At 46.0% G+C, this 19422-nt stretch carries 15 protein-coding genes; 12 read left to right on the top strand and 3 right to left on the bottom strand.

Features of this window, described 5'->3' with window-relative positions:
* Window positions 1-166: 166 nt before the first annotated feature.
* From Q1A69_RS17315 to Q1A69_RS17295, 5 genes are all read left to right on the top strand, one after another.
* On the top strand, window positions 167-1000 hold the full coding sequence (locus Q1A69_RS17315) for an alpha/beta hydrolase (RefSeq protein ID WP_299588213.1): 834 nt from the start codon (window positions 167-169) through the stop codon (window positions 998-1000).
* A gap of 580 nt (window positions 1001-1580) precedes the next feature.
* The gene (ppnN, locus tag Q1A69_RS17310; RefSeq protein ID WP_299588212.1) at window positions 1581-2954 is read left to right on the top strand and encodes a nucleotide 5'-monophosphate nucleosidase PpnN; all 1374 of its coding nucleotides are present in this window, start codon (window positions 1581-1583) and stop codon (window positions 2952-2954) included.
* A 482-nt stretch (window positions 2955-3436) separates the two neighbouring features.
* The gene (locus Q1A69_RS17305) at window positions 3437-4189 is read left to right on the top strand and encodes an ATP-binding protein (RefSeq protein WP_299588211.1); all 753 of its coding nucleotides are present in this window, start codon (window positions 3437-3439) and stop codon (window positions 4187-4189) included.
* A 319-nt stretch (window positions 4190-4508) separates the two neighbouring features.
* The gene (locus tag Q1A69_RS17300; RefSeq protein WP_299588210.1) at window positions 4509-4916 is read left to right on the top strand and encodes a PaaI family thioesterase; all 408 of its coding nucleotides are present in this window, start codon (window positions 4509-4511) and stop codon (window positions 4914-4916) included.
* Window positions 4917-5146: 230 nt separating this feature from the next.
* Complete coding sequence (locus Q1A69_RS17295; RefSeq protein WP_299588209.1) at window positions 5147-5431, top strand: hypothetical protein; 285 nt, start codon at window positions 5147-5149, stop codon at window positions 5429-5431.
* A gap of 155 nt (window positions 5432-5586) precedes the next feature.
* On the opposite strand, the gene pgmB is transcribed toward Q1A69_RS17295, so the two are convergent.
* Window positions 5587-6258, bottom strand: coding sequence for a beta-phosphoglucomutase (pgmB, locus tag Q1A69_RS17290; protein WP_299588208.1), 672 nt, complete (start codon window positions 6256-6258; stop codon window positions 5587-5589).
* Window positions 6255-8609: a glycosyl hydrolase family 65 protein gene (locus tag Q1A69_RS17285; RefSeq protein ID WP_299588206.1), complete on the bottom strand. Its 2355-nt coding sequence runs from the start codon at window positions 8607-8609 to the stop codon at window positions 6255-6257. The genes pgmB and Q1A69_RS17285 overlap by 4 nt, the downstream gene beginning before the upstream one ends.
* Window positions 8610-9038: 429 nt before the next feature.
* Between Q1A69_RS17285 and Q1A69_RS17280 the strand changes: the two genes are divergently transcribed.
* The 6 genes from Q1A69_RS17280 to Q1A69_RS17255 all read left to right on the top strand — a co-directional run bounded on the left by Q1A69_RS17280 (window position 9039) and on the right by Q1A69_RS17255 (window position 16553).
* Window positions 9039-10301: an MFS transporter gene (locus Q1A69_RS17280; RefSeq protein WP_299588204.1), complete on the top strand. Its 1263-nt coding sequence runs from the start codon at window positions 9039-9041 to the stop codon at window positions 10299-10301.
* Between the two features lie 77 nt (window positions 10302-10378).
* Window positions 10379-11443 (top strand): LacI family DNA-binding transcriptional regulator, encoded by a 1065-nt coding sequence (locus tag Q1A69_RS17275; protein WP_299588202.1) that lies wholly within the window; start codon window positions 10379-10381, stop codon window positions 11441-11443.
* Window positions 11444-11781: 338 nt separating this feature from the next.
* Window positions 11782-13167, top strand: coding sequence for an MFS transporter (locus Q1A69_RS17270; protein ID WP_299588199.1), 1386 nt, complete (start codon window positions 11782-11784; stop codon window positions 13165-13167).
* Window positions 13168-13349: 182 nt separating this feature from the next.
* Window positions 13350-14372 (top strand): hypothetical protein, encoded by a 1023-nt coding sequence (locus tag Q1A69_RS17265; protein ID WP_299588197.1) that lies wholly within the window; start codon window positions 13350-13352, stop codon window positions 14370-14372.
* A 15-nt stretch (window positions 14373-14387) separates the two neighbouring features.
* Complete coding sequence (locus Q1A69_RS17260; RefSeq protein WP_299588195.1) at window positions 14388-15362, top strand: hypothetical protein; 975 nt, start codon at window positions 14388-14390, stop codon at window positions 15360-15362.
* 9 nt (window positions 15363-15371) lie between these two features.
* Entirely contained in the window at window positions 15372-16553 is a 1182-nt protein-coding gene (locus Q1A69_RS17255; RefSeq protein ID WP_299588192.1) for an FAD-dependent oxidoreductase, read from the top strand.
* 516 nt (window positions 16554-17069) lie between these two features.
* Here Q1A69_RS17255 and Q1A69_RS17250 read toward each other — a convergent pair.
* Entirely contained in the window at window positions 17070-17801 is a 732-nt protein-coding gene (locus Q1A69_RS17250; protein ID WP_299588189.1) for a glycerophosphodiester phosphodiesterase, read from the bottom strand.
* 561 nt (window positions 17802-18362) lie between these two features.
* Between Q1A69_RS17250 and Q1A69_RS17245 the strand changes: the two genes are divergently transcribed.
* Entirely contained in the window at window positions 18363-19319 is a 957-nt protein-coding gene (locus Q1A69_RS17245; RefSeq protein ID WP_299588185.1) for a UDP-glucuronic acid decarboxylase family protein, read from the top strand.
* Window positions 19320-19422: the final 103 nt, after the last annotated feature.

Here is a 19422-nt window from a genome sequence, read left to right as displayed (position 1 = left end):
TGCCCAAATCTGGCATCGTTGCTCTTCGGTCAGCTGTCGGTAGCCTTCTGTCATCACTTAATCTCTTGGCGGAGAAGCAGCAGCAGATATTACCTTCAGCTGACCGTTCTTTTCCAGGTGATTAACTGATGCACTTCAGAGTTGAATGCAGGTTCCAAGGATGATTATGAAAATTTACACCGCATTTTTATTAGGCATTCTTTGTTGCTCAGTTTGGGCGCAAGATGAGCATAAATATAAACTTGTTAACATTGGAGGCAATACAATCTCCTATCTCTGCAAAGAGGAGGGTGAGGGTAAAAAAGTGATATTGATGGTTTCAGGTATGGGGTTAGATGCGCACAGCACCTATAAGAATACCTTTCATAAATTCTCTTCTGATGATTTTATACTCTGTATCTACGATCGACCTGGAGCTGGAAAAAGTGAGCATGCAGTTCGAGGAGTTAGATCGATGGATGATCTTTCTGCTGAACTCAAGGCGTTCGTGGAGTTTAAAGAATGGGACTCCGTAGTTCTTGTGGCCCACTCATTTGGTGGTTTAGTGGCAAGGGCATTCGCGAGTGAAAACCCCAATAGCGTCTCTGCCCTTCTATTTGTGGATGCAGCACATGAGTCTTGGTACGGTAACTTGAGGTCTTCACTATCCAAGGAGGGTTGGGCAACAATGCAATGGATTATGGCGTGGGAAAAGGAAAAGCACTCCTTTGAGGATTTCAAAGAGTCCGCATCAAAGCCAGAGCGTTATGAATTAAAGAAGGAAATTCCAATTACGGTGATGAGTAGAGGGCTGCCACATACTGCAATCCGTCAGACTAAAATGAGTTACGCAGATGTGGATGCTTACAACAGAACTTGGGATCAATCGCAAATTGAACTCTCCAAGATTAGTGAGAACGCTAAGCATGTCATTATGAAATACTCCTCGCATCTGTACGATGGAACTGATCCGTGGATTGTACTTGAAGAGCTGGATCAACTTTTATCTAAAGTTGAATAGGTTTTTGATGACCTATTGAAGACAGTTCACTCTTGGATTTGTACTGGTTTTGACTTGACTTGACTTGACTTGACTTGACTTGACTTGACTTGACTTGACCGGGCAGGGTAAGGCTTGGAAGCGGCCGTTGTCAGATCAAGTCAGAACTATCGAGCCCGTGTATCTAGACTACCTCTATACATTCGGATAGACGTAAAAATGACTTTTATTACAGGCAGGCTGTAAGAACATTCTCGATATTCTCAATAAATTTCTGTGTCTTATAATGTTCCTCGGGTAATGTATTTTCTTCCGCCGTTTTTAACAGACGCCGCTTGAGTTTTTAAGGTTAAAAGTCGCAATTTAAGCTAATTAAATGCTCTTCACGTCTTGAGTTCGAGTGGGAGCATTTTGGTGTTCTATTCAGCCTCTTGATCCCTCCCGAATTGATCAATTTTACATCAATTATTTTCCGCTATTGAATGGGCTCTCCAAAAGTAAATTAAAAAGCTAGTCAAATCAGAAACTTAGATTACACTTTAATAGTCCCTGGAAAGTATTTTATGAGCTGGGGGGGCTCTCAGTCTTATAAGAGGATTATATGTCTACGGATCTAATTGACGCACAAATCGCACCAACAGGGCAGTTTGATATCCTGTCCAAGTATGAAATTAATAAACTCAGCCATGAAAGCCGCGGCTCTCAATACCAAACCTTTCGCAACTGTTCGCTGGCGGTGCTGAATAGCGGCGGTTATATGGACGATGGAAAAGAGCTTTTAGAAACCTATTCCAACTTTGATATCTCGGTTGTTCCAACCGAGCGCAGTGTCAAGTTGCAACTCAAAAGTGCCCCGGTCAGCGCGTTTGTGGACGGTAAAATTATTGGTGGTATTGCAGAACATTTATTCGCAGTACTTCGTGACATTATTTATGTGAACAGTGAAATCACAGGTAGTCAACTACATGACTTAACCTCTTCTCAGGGGATTACTGATGCTGTCTTTCATATTTTACGCAATGCCGGCACTTTCGATCGGGTACGCGCACCTAGGTTGGTGGTGTGTTGGGGAGGGCATTCCATTTCGTCAGAGGAATACGATTACACCAAACAAGTAGGTTACGAGCTGGCGCTGCGATATCTAGATATTTGTACCGGATGTGGCCCTGGAGCGATGAAAGGCCCAATGAAAGGGGCTACAATCGGTCATGCCAAGCAGCGTGACAGGCACGGCCAATACCTTGGGGTTTCTGAGCCGGGAATCATTGCCGCAGAAGCGCCGAATGCAATTGTCAACCAGCTTGTCATCATGCCGGATATAGAAAAAAGGCTAGAGGCTTTTGTGCGCACAGGCCATGGGATTATTGTTTTTCCGGGCGGAGCTGGCACCGCCGAGGAGATAATCTACCTATTGGGTATACTCTTGCATGAGGATAACAAGGATCAACCTTTTCCCGTTATTTTTACTGGGCCGGCTAGCGCTGCAGATTATTTTGTACGTATTGATGAGTTTATTGCTTCCACTTTAGGGGAGGAGGCGAGGTCAAGGTATCAAATCATTATTGATAATCCTGAGGAGGTCGCCAGGCAAATGGCGGAAGGTATTCGAGAGGTTAAGTCTCATCGTAAGGAGACAGGTGATGCCTATTATTTCAATTGGAAGTTGAAGGTGGCACAAGAGTTTCAGCAGCCATTTATGCCGAGCCATGAAAATATGCTGAATCTTGAATTGCATAAAAATCAAAAGCCCTACCAACTGGCGGCTAACCTAAGGCGGGCATTTTCCGGAATTGTATCTGGCAATGTAAAAGATGAAGGAATCCGTTTGGTGGAGAAAAATGGACCGTATGAATTGCGTGGTGATCCAGGCATAATAAACAGTATCGATATTATGTTAGAGTCTTTTGTCAAGCAGCAGAGAATGAAGCTTCCAGGCAAGGAGTATATCCCTTGTTATCGAGTGGTTTCTGAATAATGGTATGGAGTACCAAGTATAAATGGCTGTGCTAATCATGTATTTGTTTTCCTGATTTATTGACCTGTGCTCTCATAGAAAGGGTTTTTAGGCTGTGGGGGAAGGTAGAGGTCAAGCACCCTGGCTACTGTTGTTGTGATAGTGGCCGCTTTGCTGCTTGTGGTACCAAGTACATTGTACTTTCTTGCTGGATTTGCCATATCAATTTTTGGTTTTTCTATATAAATGAGGGCGTGGCACCCTTGTTCTTAATTGTTGTCGCGTTTCTGTTATTCTCTGGATTCGGGTTGTACTGCCTTTGGTGGCTGTCGGTATTTGTAGGGCTTTACTCTATACCCGCCAATTTTTCATGCCAGGACTCGGTCTGCCCATAGATTTTATTGATAGAGCGAATGCTATTCAGGATTTTCTTATATTGGGGTCAATTTAAATTCCTGGAGATAAGAAACCCTTATTATATAAATAAGTGTGAAGGACGTTTTATGTCGGCTGAAGGGAAGTCTGAGGATTTAAGATATTTTCCTTTATTGGATTCCGTGAGAAAGCGACCGGCAATGTACTTTGGTGGTATTGGTTCCCTTGCAATCAATAATGCAATTTATGAGCTGATCGCCAACGCGATCGATCAATACCTAATGGGGCATGCAACAAAAATTAAGGTGGTGATTGATGGATCAATCATAAAGGTATCGGATGATGGGCGAGGATTTCCCTTTGATGTAAATGCTCCCATTGAAGAATGCTCGAATTTGGTAGAGTTTTACTGTCTGTATCGGCACAATTTACCCACTGCTGACCACCACGCTCCGCATATACACATTCTTGCTGGGGGGCTTGGTTTGGCGGTAGTCAATGCGGCTTCTGAGTACATTAAGGTAAAAAGCTCAGACGGTCATAGGGTTTACCGGCAATCATTTGGTGGGGGCCAAGTTCGGTCAGCGTGTGAAGCCGAATTTATGGTGTCGGATAAAGGAACTGAGCTGGAATTAGTTGTCGACAGAGAGCTGTTTCAAACCTCACTACCGGATATGCCAGCGTTGCGAAAAACGCTTTTTGAGCTTGTGCATTTTTATCCTGGGCTGACTATTGAATTTCAGGAGGAGCGCTTCTTAACCGAACGCGGTTTACTGGATTTAGCCTTTGTAAGATATTCACCTCTTCAGCAGGCTACCCCCTGGGAGTGCCGCGTCAGTTTTATTATGAGGGTGCTGATAGCGGGGTTCAAATACAGGTAGCTGCATTGGGGTGTTTTGACTCCACCGAGTATAAATCCTGGGTGAATGGCATCGAGACCGTGGAGGGTGGCGTTCATATCGATGGGTTAGAAACAGCTTTTATAAAAGCGGGCTGGAGACCAAAGCTGGCCTTAATCCATGTGATTATGCATGATCCCCAATACGCAGGCCCCTGTAAAGATGCCTTGTGTGCCCCTAAGGTGGCAAATGTAGTAGAAAAGCTCGTAGGGGAATCTTTAGCTCAATTATTAGCAGATTCTCATTGAATTGATTCAGAATAGAGATTGGGCGAACTGCTTAAAGCTGGATGGGAATGTGGATGAAAGATCATAATTTTTACAATACGCTTTGTACTGGAAAATTCCCTGAGCTTATTGGTATTAAACTTGTCAAAGTAGCTGCAGGTGAAGTGCAGGCCAAAATGATTGTTACAGAATCTCACTTGGCGCCCAATGGTTATTTGCATGCGGGTAGTATGGTGTCTTTAGCCGATACAGCTTGTGGGGTCGGGTGCATGGCAAATTTACCAGAAAGAGCCACAGGTTTTACAACTATTGAGCTTAAATCCAACCACCTTGGAACGGTACGCGATGGCATTGTTCTGTGTAATGCAGAGTCAGTCCATTTGGGGCGTACCACTCAGGTCTGGGATGCTTCCGTGTTTTGTCATGCGACCGGAAAGAAACTGGCTTTATTTCGCTGTACCCAACTGGTCCTCTATTCTTGATTGTATGCAGATATATGGAGGCTTCTCAATGATTCACCGTGTGAATTTTTTTGGGGCACTCTGACTAGATCAACCCTGATTCCTATTTCTGTTGATTCGAAGTGGAGGCCATGCCTTCACATCAGTGTCACCAGATGAGGTGTTTGATCAGAGGCTGATTCTTGAAGTATGTAGAAGCTTAACGGTCAGTTTGAAGTTGTTCGATGTAGGTATCTAGGAGGCGGATGGGTATGATCAATATAGGGGTAAATAGACTTTTCACACTAATTTTTGGCTGGTCATTAATTTGGGTTTTCTTTGCGTGGGGGCTCGGGGTTGCTAATTTTGCCCGGGCGCAGGGCAAATTGCTCGGTTACTTGGGCTTCGGTTGTTGGTACTTGCTGATGCTGGTTCATTTTTATGCAGTTTATGCTGTGTGGATGGATCTATTCCCGGCCTCTTGGTGGGTATCTTTTTTACTTCTTTCGCATTTGGTTTTTGGGTGTATTTTTGGCCGAAACCTTAGTGCTCGTTAAGTGTTGGGTGAAAGCTTGGTGTGAGAGGCTTGCTTGAAGGGCAATTATTCCTGGATTGGGGTGTGGAGCTATTTTCATTCATGGATACATCATTGGCAGGCTAAATAGTAGGTGAAGTGCCTACTATTTAGCCCGTATATTTGCCAGCCGTAACTCTAACGAATGGCCGCGGCTTTAATCGCAGAGAGAAAGAAGTCTTTGGGGGCAAATTCTTCTAGGCTGCTAACAATATAGTCTGCGCTACCCAGCGCACTTTTACAGCCTACGCCGATAGCGGTCATTCCCTCGGCTGCTTTGATCGCAGCTATACCGGCACAAGCATCTTCAAAGGCCACACAGAGGTCTGGTTCAACTTGTAAGCCATGGGCCGCAGCGAGAAAAATATCTGCAGAGGGTTTGGGGGCTGATTGCTCAGGATCTGCAATAAATGAAAAATAGTTAGAGATTCCCAAAGCGTGCAAAACGGCCGGTGCATTTTTACTCGCAGAGGCCAGGGCAATAGGGATTTCACTTTTGTTTAGCCAATCCATAAGCTCCCTGGCTCCTGGCAGGAGGTCTCTTGGGGAAAGGCTGCGGATCAGCGCCTGATAGCGTTTATTCTTGCGTGAGGCGAGCGAGTGTTTTTCCTTTTTACTGAATTTACGGCCTTGCTCTCCCAAGATGACTTCCAGTGAGGCCATGCGCTCCAGCCCTTTTAGTCTTTCTTCGGTATCCTCTGGCCAGGGAAGTTTGAGCTCTTCGGCCAGCTGCTGCCAGGCCGCCAAATGCAGCCGCGCGGTATCGGCGATAACACCGTCCAGATCAAATATTGCCGCACGATAGATCACTGTGATACCTCCGCTACCTGTGTTATTTCAAATGTAAGCGTTTTACCCGGCGCCTGTAGTGCTATGGGTTTATTGCCGTGCAGCAGGCTGATGGCTTTACCCTCTACCAGGGTGTAGCTGGCGCTATCGCGTTTGACATCCAGCGCCAGGGTGCGGCCTCGAAAGCGCAGGCGGAATTGATAACCATCCATGCCACGCGGAACATGGGGGTTAAAATGCATGGTGTCGTCCTGTAGGCGCATACCGGCAAAGCCCTGCACCATGCACATCCAGGTACCGCCCATACAGGCGGTGTGAATACCGTGCTGGGTATTGTTGTGATGGTTGTCCAGGTCCATGCGCGCCACCTGCTGGAAATAGCCGAGTGCTTTTTCGCGGTATCCCACCTCACTGGCAATGATGCTGTGAATACAGGCGGACAGAGTGGAGTCGTGGGTGGTAAGTGGTTCGTAGAAATTGAAGTCGCGGCGTTTTTGTTCGACGCTAAACGCCGAGCTTTGCAGTAGTAGACCCAGGACTACGTCTGCCTGCTTGCAAACCTGGTGGCGGTAGATTACTAGCGGGTGGTAGTGCAGTAGCAGGGGGTAGTGGTCTTTAGGCGTATCTTCAAAATCCCATACGGGCTTATTGAGGAAGCCATCATCCTGCGGGTGTATTCCCAGGGATTGGTCATAGGGTAGGTACATGGCCGCTGCGGCTTTTGCCCAATTTTGGGGTTCTTCGGGGCTCAGTTGGATGCGTTGGGCCAGACCCTGACACGCGGCAGGGTCAAAAGACTGCAACCATTGGTACACTTCTGCAGCGTACTCCAGATGAGCGCGGGCCATGAGATTGGTATAGAAATTGTTGTCTACCAGCGCAGTGTATTCATCTGGGCCGGTGACTTCATTGATGCAGAACTGATTGTTTCGGCGCGGGTTGTAATGACCGATCTCCATCCACAGGCGCGCGCCCTCAATGACCACCTCTGCACCTTTATCCCGCAAAAATTCGCTATCGCCGGTTACTTGACTGTAGTGGCGTACCGCATAGGCGATATCCGCATTGATGTGGAATTGTGCGGTACCTGCCGGATAATAAGCGGAGCATTCCTCACCACCGATCGTGCGCCAAGGGAATAGGGCCCCTTTCTTAATAGCCAATTCACGGGCGCGTGCGCGGGCTGAATCTAGAATCGAGTGTCGATACTCCAGTAGGCCACGCGCCAAATCTGGTTGGGTATAGAGAAAAAACGGCAATATATAGATTTCAGTGTCCCAGAAATAATGGCCGTCATAGCCGTCACCTGAGAGCCCTTTAGCGGCGATATTGGTGCGACCATCTCGCCCCAGGGACTGGAATAAATGAAAAAGGTTGAAGCGAATACCCTGCTGTAGGCGATGGTTGCCGCTCACTTGAATGTCGGATTCCCGCCAAAACCGATCCATCTGTTCACGCTGTAAACGCGCGTGATCCGCAAAACATTTTCCGGCACAGCGCTCCAGGTAATGGCGTAACGCCTTGGTCTCAATAGGGTCGGCGTGTTGCTCCGCAAAATAGGCTACGTACTTGGTCAGGCGGATGAGCTGGTTGCGCCGGGCTTTAATGCGGTACTCGGCCGCTACGCAGTCTTCACTGCGAAGGTTACTGAGCTCAACATCGCTGCTGTCTTCTATATGGTGTAAAGCGGCACAGCGAATCGAAAAGCCGCTGCTTTTAACCTGCAGAGGCAGCGCTAGGTAGGCGCCATCAGCGCTGTTGTCACGCCACTGAATGTCCTGCTGGTCGATCGGCGAGGCCAGGCGAGGGTCGTCACTGCGCTCTGCCTGTGTGAAGCCCCCGTCTATCCAGGATTGCAGGCGTATCTCGCCATCAAAATCGACGGGGGTGATCTCCAGATTGAGGACAAGAAGGTGCTTTTCTGTCTGGGAGACTAGGCGTTGCATTTTGAATGCGATCGTTTTACCGCGTGGTGAGCGCCAGGTGAGTGTGCGCTCAAGTGTAGCGCTGGCCATATCCAGGCGGCGTTGATACTCAAGCAGTTCGCCCTCGGCCAGATTAAAGCGCTCACCATCAATCCAGATATGGATTGCTTTGGCGTCTGGCACCGTAAGCATGCGCTGGTTATTGCGGGCATAGCCGTAGGCGGCTTCTCCATAGCGGATGGGTTCGCTGGCATAGACTCCGTTCAGGTAACAACCGTCGGAGAAAGGTTCGGGATCAAATCCCTCCTCGAAGGCGCCACGCAAGCCTATAAAGCCATTGCCCAGGGAGAATAGGGTGGCGTTGAGGCGATATGCCTCTGCCTGAAACCCATGTTCCAGCAGGTGCCAAGGGTGACTTGCTTGGTTATTTTGTTGTTCTTTCTTCATACCACTTACACAGAAACCGACAGTAATTGATGCCCGCGGGTTGATTAACACCTGGTCAGGCTGGGTGAGTCTATCGCCAATCACCGCACAATTGCAATCGATTGCATCTTTGCGGTGATTGACCTGTTTTGGGGTAATATAAGGGATTAATTTTTATCAGAAATTTATCTAACTAATTGATTTAAAAGGGATATAAGCCTGGGTTGAAATTCTGAGACTGTGTTTTGTGACCAGCTTGCCTGGGATGTTTCTATTTTATTGGAACGATATATTGCAAACGATTGCATTATCGTTTTAGCCTGGGTAATACTGAAGATTCTTGGCGCCGCCGGCATCCCCATCCGGCGATGCCCTTAATTGACCAAAAAACGTACAATAACAGGCTGGTACGGCCGTGTGCCTGAGCCATAGACCAATAAAGAATTTGTTATGAACAATCAACGCATACTGCTTTCCCTATTCGCTATCTATTTCGTGTTCGCCATTCTGTTGAACAGTGTGGGCACAGTGATTTTACAGGTCATCAATACCTACGGTGTCAGCAAGTCGGGGGCCAGCGTGCTAGAGGGGTTTAAGGATATTCCCATTGGAATCGTGTCTTTTTTGGTGGCTTCACAGCTGCCACGCTTCGGCTTCAAGAGGGCCATGCTAACCGGGCTCGCTATTGTCGCCGTGGCCTGCATCACCATGCCTCTTGTGCCGGGTTTCTGGACGGCGAAACTGTTGTTTCTCTCGGTAGGGGTGGCGTTTGCCCTGGTGAAAGTTGCAGTTTATTCCACTGTGGGGCTGCTCACACAGGGGGCGAAAGAGCATGCGAGCATGGTGAACACCCTCGAAGGGGTATTTATGGTGGGGGTTCTTGGTGGCTATTGGCTTTTTAGTGCCTTTATCGACTCCGCCAATCCCGACTCTACGGCCTGGCTAAGTGTCTATTGGGTATTGGCCGCCATTTGCGTATTTGCGTTTGTTTTATTGTGGCTCACTGAAATGGATGAGGCCGGAAATCGGGAGGAGGGTGCGAGTCCGCGCGAAGATTTCTTTGCCATGATCAAACTGATGGCCAAGCCGTTGGTGTATATCTATGTGATTTCTGTGTTTATCTATGTACTGATCGAACAGGGCATCGGTAGCTGGCTGCCCACATTCAATAATGAAATTCTGAAATTACCAGCGGCGATGAGTGTACAGGCGGCGAGTATTTTTGCGGCCGGGCTCGCACTTGGGCGCCTTGGAGCGGGCGTAATAATGCGGCGCTTGCACTGGTATCCCGTGCTAAATGCCTGCCTGCTGGCGATGGCATTGCTCGTGGTACTGACCTTGCCACTGTCGAGCGATGTGCAGGCCGATCCGGATATCAGCTGGTTCAATGCCCCCATTGTGGCCTTTATCCTGCCGTTGATTGGTCTGTTTATGGCCCCCATTTATCCGGCTATTAACTCAGTGATGTTGAGCTCACTGCCGACCCATCAGCACTCGGCAATGACAGGGCTTCTGGTGATTTTTTCCGCTTTGGGAGGTACTACGGGCTCTCTGATTACGGGCTCAGTCTTCGAGGCCTTTGACGGACAAGTGGCATTTTATCTGTCGCTATTTCCCATAACAGTAATTTTGATCAGCCTTTTCTTCTTCCGTCGCGCAGTAGAACGTGGAGAGGAGCAAGCCCCCGAAGTCGTTACCAAGCTCACTGTTTAAGCCGGCAGCCCTGATTTTACAAACCTTTGTAGCACGCCTAAGATGGCGTATTTCCCGCGAACAAGGTGAAGTACGTCATGCCTAAGGATTCCTCCTCTCCCATCTCCATGTCCGATATCGCACGGCTGGCGGGAGTCTCTGAATCCACCGTTTCCCGCGCGCTGAATAACAACCCGCTGATCAATGAAAAGACGCGGGAACGTATCCAGCAAATCGCGCGCAGTATGAATTACAAAATCAATGAGAGTGCGCGCAACTTACGCCTGAAGCGCAGCCATACCATTTCGGTGGTGATCAACACGGGCTGCTCGGGTGGCCAGACTTTCTCAGACCCCTTTATGTTGGACATGATCGGTGCTATTGCCGACCGCCTCGCCGAACACCGCTATGATCTCCTGTTTTCCAATCGCATAGCCACAAGTGATGACTGGCATGCCTACTTGATGGGGTCGCGCCGTGCCGATGGCGTAATCGTGATTGGCCAGGGCGTGGATGACAGCCCCCTGCGCGAGCTTCAGCGCCAGGGGGACCCCCTGGTGGTCTGGGGGGGGGCGCCAAAGCTGGATTCCAATTACTGTATCGTGAGCAGTGATAATCAAATGGGAGGTTCCCAGGCCACAGCGCATTTACTCGAATTGGGCCGCCGCAAGGTTATCTTTTTAGGTGATACCGCGCATCCCGAGATCAATGGGCGCTATGAAGGTTATTGTTCTGCGCTCAACATGAAGGGGCTTGGTAATAGTGCGCGTCAGATAGAGGTGGCTTTCTCTAGTGAAAGTGGCTATCAGTCCATTACAGATTTATTGGCGCAGGAAGGGCTGACCTTTGATGCGGTGTTTGCGGCAAGCGATAGCATTGCTATGGGGGCGATCAAGGCCCTTCAGGCTCATGGCTACACCGTGCCAGAGGATGTCGCCGTGATTGGATTTGACGATATTCCCATCGCGCCTTTCTATACTCCCCCATTAACCACCATTCGGCAAAATATTCAGCGGGCGGGAGAGTTGATGGTGGAAAAAATGATGCAGTTGATCGGTGATCAAACTGCGGAGCCTGAAGTGCTGTCTACAGAACTTGTTGTGCGAGCTTCTTGCGGCGCCAATCCTGCGTATCAACCAATTCAGGAATATCTCCAGGAATAAGCCCCCGGGCAGCTCCCATTGTGGAGTTGCCTTCCCTTCTCCCCAGTTTTAGGGGCTCTTGGCTCGAATTGGACTCCCGCTTTTATGGCTACAGCTTGAAGGGGCGGAGCCATTTTTCCGCGTAACAGCGATATCTGTCGCCAATGTAGGGTAGCTACACCACGCTCCTTCAGGCTTGTACGACAAAAAAAGGCCTCTGGCAGAGGCAATTCAACGAGTGTCAGCAGGCCCTAGGCACATCAATCTACTACCTAGCTCGCTGCCCTATGAGCTATTGGGCCAAACTGTCAGGGCAATTTTTTTAAAGCCCGATGACGGAGAGTATTTGGTAGAACCAAATGGCAGATAACAGTTTTCCCTTAAACAGAGATCGGTTTCTGGCGCTGACTGCCCTGAGCTTCGCTGTGTTTTTGGTGGCAAACGACCTTACAGTTTTTCCTGCTGCCATTCCTACCATTGAGCTGGAATTCAACTCCACTATCACAAGAGTCCAGTGGATTATCAACGGATACATACTGGTTTTTGGCGTTTTGATTATCATGGGCGGGCGCCTGGCGGATATCTATGGACGTCGACGTATTTTTTTCATTGGCGCGGTAATTTTTGCCTTCTTTTCTTTGCTTGCTGCACTGGCCATTGATCTGTGGATGCTGTTAGTGGCCCGGGCTTTGATGGGAGTCGGTGGAGCTCTGATGTGGCCGGCGATACTGGGAATGGTTTATGGCCTGATACCAAAAGAGCAGTCCGGACTTGCCGGTGGTCTGATTTTAGGTGTCTGTGGAGTCTCGGATGCCATTGGTCCGATACTTGGGGGATTCTTAACCGAGTATGCAAGTTGGCGATGGATATTCCTGCTCGATGTCGTGGTCGCCGCTCTCGTGTGTTTCGCGTGCTGGGGAGCCGTCGCTGATGATCGGCCTGAGAATATTAGCGAGCATATTGATTACTTAGGGGTGACAACACTGGCCATATCTCTATTTAGCTTGTTAGTGGCCTTAGATCTTGCTGTCGAGATTGGCTTTAAAAGCCCCCTAGTCGTTATCTTGTTTATTGTGACTCTGCTTTTTTTAGGCGGATTTCTTATGGTTGAGCGGAACGTTGGCAGTGATGCATTAATTCCCGAAGATGTTGCGAAAAATAGATGGCTCATTGCCGCGTGCATAGTGACCCTGCTGCTCTCTGTAGTCTACTTTTCCATGCTTTTATATATTCCTGTATTTCTTTATAAGGTACGTGGATATTCTCCGACATTTGCCGGTATAGGGTTAATGCCAATGATGATTACCTATGGTCTGGTTTCCTACATTTCTGGCAGGCTCTATGAGAAGCTGGGAGCCAAGGTGATTATTGCTGCAGGTTCGCTTTGTATCTGTGTAGGAATGTTTATGCTGTCTCATATCAATGAAAATACGAGTTTCCAGGAATTGATACCGGGGCTGTTAGTGGTTGGAGCTGGAATTGGGTTTGCCTTCTCCACAGTGACCACCGCTGCAATTACAAATGTAGCTTCAGCTAGATCGAGTCTGGCTGGCGGTATTATCTATATGTTCCAGATTGCCGGTGGCGCACTGGGTCTTGGAATGAATACCACAGTAATAGCGATGTCTCCGGACCTTTCAGTCGGGATAGATCGCGCATTTACGATTAATGCCTACCTGGCTTTGATTGCATTGGTGATATCTGTTTTTTTCGATGACAGGAAGGTATCTAATGCTCAATCTTAGGTCTACATCATTTAGTGAATAGATTGTTGGCCGTGGGTTTTTATGCAATCAATAGATTTTTTTTCAGTATGGTTATATTAAACGGCGGCACTAATATAAACTGAGGCTGGCCAACACTATAGTTATGAGAATGATCATTTTTCCTTTTGGCAAGTGGTGGGGAGAGAAGGATAGATTGGCCTATGAGTATAAGTATGCTGGCAAATTATTCCCTCGAAACGCTAGGGGCTAAGTTTTGCATTGATAATAGCTGGCCCCTTATGGTTAGCGCTTTAGATTCTATGCCAGACAAAAAATATTATAACACCATGGATTATGGTGCTGCAGACGGTGGCACTTCTTTGGAGCTATGGCGGCGAGTATTTCAAAAACTGGGACATAAAGATATATATCATATAGCTAATGATTTGCCAGCTAGTGATTTAATGATGTTGTCTAAAAATTTAAATCGATTGAGTTCAGAATTTGAAAGCCTGGTGGTATTTATGCAGCCAGGAAGTTTTTATAAGCACGTAGCCCCGCGTGCGTCCCTTAATCTTGGGCTGGCTGCCACCACGATGCACTGGCTATCCAGGATGCCAGGAAAGCTTACGGAGCATATACAGGCAAACAAGGTTGATGGCATACAGCGTAAAGCCTTCAGGAAGCAATCGCTCAATGATTTTAATCGTTTGCTTGACCTAAGAGCCTGGGAGTTTGAGGTGGGCGGCCAATTTATTCTAGTGGACCTGGCACAGGATGAGGCTGGTCATTTACTTGGGAATAATGATAAAGATCGAGACATGTTTGATACCTTGTTTGATATTTGGACAGAGCTTTATAAAGCTGGGGAAATATCAAAAGGGGTATTTGATAACGCAGCTTTTCAAAACTACTACCGTACAGATGAGGATGTTTGGCATGTGTTGAATATGCCACATCACAGGGAATCCTGGACCGTGCAAGAAATGTCAACAAAGATAACCTCATGTCCATATCGTAGTAAATTTGATTTGGATGGTAATGCCTCTGAGTTTTCTGAGGGTCTCATGAAAACCATACGGAGTTGGAGTGAGCAGACATTCCGAACATCAATCATTGAACATGGTGAAAATCTTGCTGCGATTAATAGACTATTTGAAGAGTTACAAAAGCGTATTTTAGGCGACCCTTATAAATACAGTATGGATTACGTGCACCACTATATTCGTTTGATACGCCGCTAACGTGATAGGGCTAACATGAGTATAGATTTATTGTCGATTGATATGTCTTGTGGAACAATCCACTTTGCTTGCACTAAAAAAAGTTCACTTCCAGCCAATGGTGGCTTGAGAGTATTAACGTACCAAAAAGATACATATGCTGCAGAGGAAGCTTGTCAATTAGCCGAGCAAATGCAGATTAAGCATAAAACTTACCATACGGGGTTTCGCGGCGGAAAAATTGTTGCAAATGTCAGCAGCTTATCTCAAGCGGCTTTTGATGAAGTGATTACTACGGCGGCAGTAGAACTTAATAAGAGAAAAGGGGGTTTTTTTACTGGCGCAGACCTCAATTTTGGTGATGTTCAAGTTATGCAGCTTGAAGAAAAAACGCAGTATGTTTTAGCGGCATTGGGTTCAAAGGTGCATTATGCGGAAGCAACTGCATCCGGTGTTATAGGTGCTATTGCTGCTGGAAAGTCTGCGCTTAATATTCAAAGTGCAAAAATTTTAGTACATGGTGCAGGTGCCGTTGGGAGTAGAGTAGTTAAGAGGTTGATTAAGATGGGGGAGATAGTATCTGTATTTGATGTTGTGGTGGAAAAGGCAGATATTCCAGGCGCTGTCAATTCCAGAAGTAAAGAGAATTGGATGTCCGAGGATTGGGATATCGTTGTTTTTGCGTCGGTTTCGCGAGTGATTGATGTGGTTTTAGCAAGAAAACTGAAGGCGAAGGTATTAGTTTGTGCAGCTAACTTGCCTTTTACATCAAAGGCGCAACACATAATGGAAGCAAAAGGTACCATAGTATTTGATGAGGGAATTTCCAGCGCTGGTGCCGTGATTGCGGACTCTATCGAATTTTACAACCCAATAGTTTGGAAATCTGTGAATCCACAGCAGGTATATAATTTTATATTTTGCCGAATTTCGGAAGCCTGCTTTAAAAAGCTGGCTTCCCGATATCCACATCTGAGTTATTTGGGAAGACAGTTCACAACCTATAATTAAAATTTTACTATGGCAAAATATTATGACGTGATTATCGTTGGTGGTGGTATGGCAGGGCTTAGTTCAGCTTATGCCTTACGTAATTCTGTGGATTCAATTCTGGTTTGTGACCAATATGGGGTTGGTAATACCTTTGGTAGCAGCTCCGGTCGTACAAGAATGTTCAGAGAGATGTATTCCAACTCTTACTATAGTCAAGCTGCAAAATTTTCTAATGTGCTTTGGGATTCACAAGAGCAATTGTTTGGGAAAAGGCTTAGAGTACCCCATGGCTTATTATTTTATGGTGAAGACTGGGGTGAGGAAACGATAGAAGGAAGTATCTGTGCGGCAAAAGAAGTTATGCAGAAGCATTTGATACCTTTTGAATCGCTAACAGCAAAGGAAATTAGTGCGCGTTGGCCATTACGCACCGAGCCCAGATGGCAGGGTTTATTTGAGCCCGCTGCAGGGGCCGTCTTAGCCAGTGAAGCCTTAAAATTTTGGTCAGATGAGATTGTACGTTGTGGTCATGAAATACGTACAGAGACTAAAGTTATTTCAGTTTGTGATGGTGCTGATGTTAAAGTTACTTTTGAAAATGGTCTTAAGGCTCTCTCCAAGCGCTGCATCTTAGCAGCAGGCCCGTGGTCAAAATATTTCCTTAAGGCATTGGGATATAAGGTCCACTTGCAAGTATGGCAAATGTTATGGGCGTATTATTCGGTTGAAACCAATCAGCTTGAGCGTTATCCCCAGTGGTTTTGTTTTCAAGAAAAATTGAAGGGTGATCCAGATCAAGGGCTTTATTATGGGTTTCCCTATATGGGTGACAGGAAGAGTGACCGAGGGCTAATAAAAATTGGGATAGATTGGGCGCCAGAAAAATTAAAGATGTCGGATTATTATCCATCTAAAAATATAAAGATCCCCAGGAAGCTACTGCAAACTCTCGATAATTTTGTATTTGCATATATAGAAGGAGTAAAGGCCCGTGTAGAGACACACTTGTGTCCATATACGATGAGCCCAGATGCCGGATTTGTGTTGGATCGCTTGAGTAATAATATCTGTATTTTTAGTCATGATTCTGGACAGGCCTTTAAATTTGCACCTGTGATTGGTGAGAATCTAAAACGACTGGTGTTGGATGAGCCCACTCTATTTGATGTGTCGCCCTGGTCTGTGAGTAGGTCCTCTCTGTCGCTTTAAGAGGCTGTAAAACTGGTACTAAGTATTACATTTAGAATACACTTTTAGACTTCATTATCTCTTTTGATGATATGATTTTTAGCGCATTCTAATGGTCGTAAATCTTTACAGAGATTGAATCTCTTAATACAAAGATAGAAGTCAAAAGATTAGTAATTTGGGCCTTTTATATTCAGCAATAGCTACGGCGGTATTTGTCGAAGCCGATACCTCTAGCACTAGTCTGACTCGTAGGGCTCGATCTGTTTTTAAAGTTTCCGGAAGTTCAATTTTATTCGATATAAATACCACCATTATGGCAATAACATCGGATATTTTTGGGGTTGATTCCGCACTCATGGAGCATGTCTGGCTAGCATTTACGTCAGTACGGGTCTAATTTCTGATTGAGAGTGGAAAGCGATTCGATGCAGGCGTTGAGGAAGAAAAGGCTTCTTATGAAAATATTAGCACAATTTTCAGCTTGGATATCGTCAGGTATTACGAAGAAACGTGGTGGATTCTCCCAATTAAATATTAGCCGGCCGCCTTGCTGGCCAGAATTCTCGCGTTGAAATCCAGAACCATCTGTGGCTTATCGGTAAACACTCCATCTATGCCTTGTTCCGCTAATAATATTAAATCATCGGGTTCATTGACGGTAAAAATATAGTTTTTTAGTCCTCGCTGCTTGGCATCGGCCAGTAGATCTGTATTGAGGAAGTCCAGAGCTGTGTGTAGAGAGTATGCTTTTAGAGGGGTAGCGCAGGTGGCAAGATCGAGGGGCACTCCAAGTATTATTACGCCGCGGCGCACCTCTGGTAGTAGGCATAGGCACTCGTACAGTTGACGTTGATCAAATGAAGAAACGATATACTGATCAAAAGTGGCGCCCTTATCGATGACAAATGCGCGAACCTCCTGCGCGAACAAGTTTGCACAATTGGGACCTTTAAGTTCTATATTTAGCTGTGCTCTGTCACCAACAAGCTCCAAGACTTCTTGTAATATAGGAATGGTATTACCGCAGGGTAGAGGCCTCTTTCTAAGAGCTTCAGCACACATATCCGTAATCAGCTCTCTTCCTGGCTGTAAACGTCCCAGGCGTCTGTCGTGTGTGACTAGAAGTTGACCACCGATATTCCATATATCGATTTCAATACCGACAACCGCCAGTTCCATAGCGTGCTCAATGGCTTGTAGGGTATTTTCGCTGGCTGATCGTTGGTAGCCGCGGTGGGCGAAACAGAAGAGGGTGCCTGATGTCATTAGCTGAGAATCCAATCAATAGAGATTTTGCTAATCTGTCATGAAATTGTTACGACAGAATTATACTATTACTAAAATTAAGAATTCATAGTGTAGAACGTTTAATCAGTAAAGTTAGTAACACATAATATACTGATTACTTTAGGGAATTATACCGGCTATCTATGAACGATATGTCTCGATATCTAGCTGGCCAACAAATATTGCTGCTTGGGTGGAAATATGCGAACAAACGAATTTGTTAGAAATGAAATCTGTATTTGAGTATAAACTATAATTTTAAATTATTTTCCATGATTGTCTATGTCTTTTTATGATGAGGCCAAAATAGTATCAGTTATTTTTTGATGGGATATGGACTTATTCTAATCCACAGAAACAAATTAATTCCAATAGGTAATTGGCGTAAATTTAGATGATAGGTGGATTTTTGTGGTCACAATTTAAAGGGCGGTTTTGGTTGCCATTTTTGAGGCGGTTGATTCCATGTAAGTTTGATCATGTGCCTATGTTTTTAATTTCTATCCTGTTTGTGTAAGTAATAATGATTCTGGTGATTTAATGTCACGTATATTGGTTACTGGTGGTGCTGGGTTTTTAGGATCCCACTTATGCGAAAGGTTGTTAAACGCTGGACATGAAGTGTATTGCGCAGATAACTTTTGTACCGGGACGAAATACAACATTCAACACTTATTGAATAATACTTGTTTTGAACTGATTCGGCATGATGTAACACTCCCGTTATACCTAGAAGTTGATGAAATCTATAATCTAGCTTGCCCAGCTTCGCCCGTTCATTACCAACTTGATCCGGTACAGACACTAAAGACCAGTGTAGAAGGCGCTATTAACATGCTGGGTCTTGCTAAACGTACTAAGGCTAAAATATTTCAGGCTTCGTCAAGTGAAGTTTACGGGGATCCCGAAGTCCATCCTCAGCCTGAGAGTTACTGGGGCAAGGTTAACCCTGTTTGTATGCGAGCATGTTATATGGAGGGGAAACGTTGCGCGGAAACATTATTTTTCAGTTATTACCGACAGCATGGATTACAAATCAAGGTTGCGAGAATTTTTAATACTTACGGGCCCCGAATGCATCCAAATGACGGTCGTGTTATCAGTAATTTCATCGTTCAGGCCTTGAAAGGCGATGACATTACCATCTATGGAACAGGACAACAGACAAGAAGCTTTTGCTACATAGAAGACTTGATTGAAGGATTAATTTGTCTGATGGGAACATCGACAGAATTTACTGGGCCCATTAACCTGGGTAGCCCATATGAGATAACGATTGCCCATCTGGCGAAGCGTGTGCTTGCATTAACAGGATCTTCATCAAAACTGGTCTTCCTACCAATGCCTAAAGATGATCCTCAGCAGCGCCAGCCAGAGATAAGCCAGGCAAGGACGCTGCTTGATTGGCAGCCAAGTGTAATGCTCGACCACGGGCTTAGCCAAACCATCACCTACTTTGAGCATCTCCTTTGTATGGGAAATGATAGTAGCCAATAGGGAAACAATCACCAAGGCTATGATTTTAGCTATTGGGTATACTTTATACCGATTTTTGCATCCACTAAGTATTTAACTGGCCTGTTTCGGTACCTCTCAATAT

Origin of the sequence: uncultured Microbulbifer sp. (assembly GCF_947498635.1) — a bacterium.
Lineage (GTDB): Bacteria > Pseudomonadota > Gammaproteobacteria > Pseudomonadales > Cellvibrionaceae > Microbulbifer > Microbulbifer echini.
This window is presented reverse-complemented; position numbering and strand designations above follow the sequence as displayed.

Coding starts and splice junctions, on each gene's coding strand:
- Q1A69_RS17315 (WP_299588213.1), top strand. CDS start 167: ATGAAAATTTACACCGCATTTTTATTAGGCATTCTTTGTTGCTCAGTT.
- ppnN (WP_299588212.1), top strand. CDS start 1,581: ATGTCTACGGATCTAATTGACGCACAAATCGCACCAACAGGGCAGTTT.
- Q1A69_RS17305 (WP_299588211.1), top strand. CDS start 3,437: ATGTCGGCTGAAGGGAAGTCTGAGGATTTAAGATATTTTCCTTTATTG.
- Q1A69_RS17300 (WP_299588210.1), top strand. CDS start 4,509: ATGAAAGATCATAATTTTTACAATACGCTTTGTACTGGAAAATTCCCT.
- Q1A69_RS17295 (WP_299588209.1), top strand. CDS start 5,147: ATGATCAATATAGGGGTAAATAGACTTTTCACACTAATTTTTGGCTGG.
- Q1A69_RS17285 (WP_299588206.1), bottom strand. CDS start 8,609: ATGAAGAAAGAACAACAAAATAACCAAGCAAGTCACCCTTGGCACCTG.
- Q1A69_RS17280 (WP_299588204.1), top strand. CDS start 9,039: ATGAACAATCAACGCATACTGCTTTCCCTATTCGCTATCTATTTCGTG.
- Q1A69_RS17275 (WP_299588202.1), top strand. CDS start 10,379: ATGCCTAAGGATTCCTCCTCTCCCATCTCCATGTCCGATATCGCACGG.
- Q1A69_RS17270 (WP_299588199.1), top strand. CDS start 11,782: ATGGCAGATAACAGTTTTCCCTTAAACAGAGATCGGTTTCTGGCGCTG.
- Q1A69_RS17265 (WP_299588197.1), top strand. CDS start 13,350: ATGAGTATAAGTATGCTGGCAAATTATTCCCTCGAAACGCTAGGGGCT.
- Q1A69_RS17260 (WP_299588195.1), top strand. CDS start 14,388: ATGAGTATAGATTTATTGTCGATTGATATGTCTTGTGGAACAATCCAC.
- Q1A69_RS17255 (WP_299588192.1), top strand. CDS start 15,372: ATGGCAAAATATTATGACGTGATTATCGTTGGTGGTGGTATGGCAGGG.
- Q1A69_RS17250 (WP_299588189.1), bottom strand. CDS start 17,801: ATGACATCAGGCACCCTCTTCTGTTTCGCCCACCGCGGCTACCAACGA.
- Q1A69_RS17245 (WP_299588185.1), top strand. CDS start 18,363: ATGTCACGTATATTGGTTACTGGTGGTGCTGGGTTTTTAGGATCCCAC.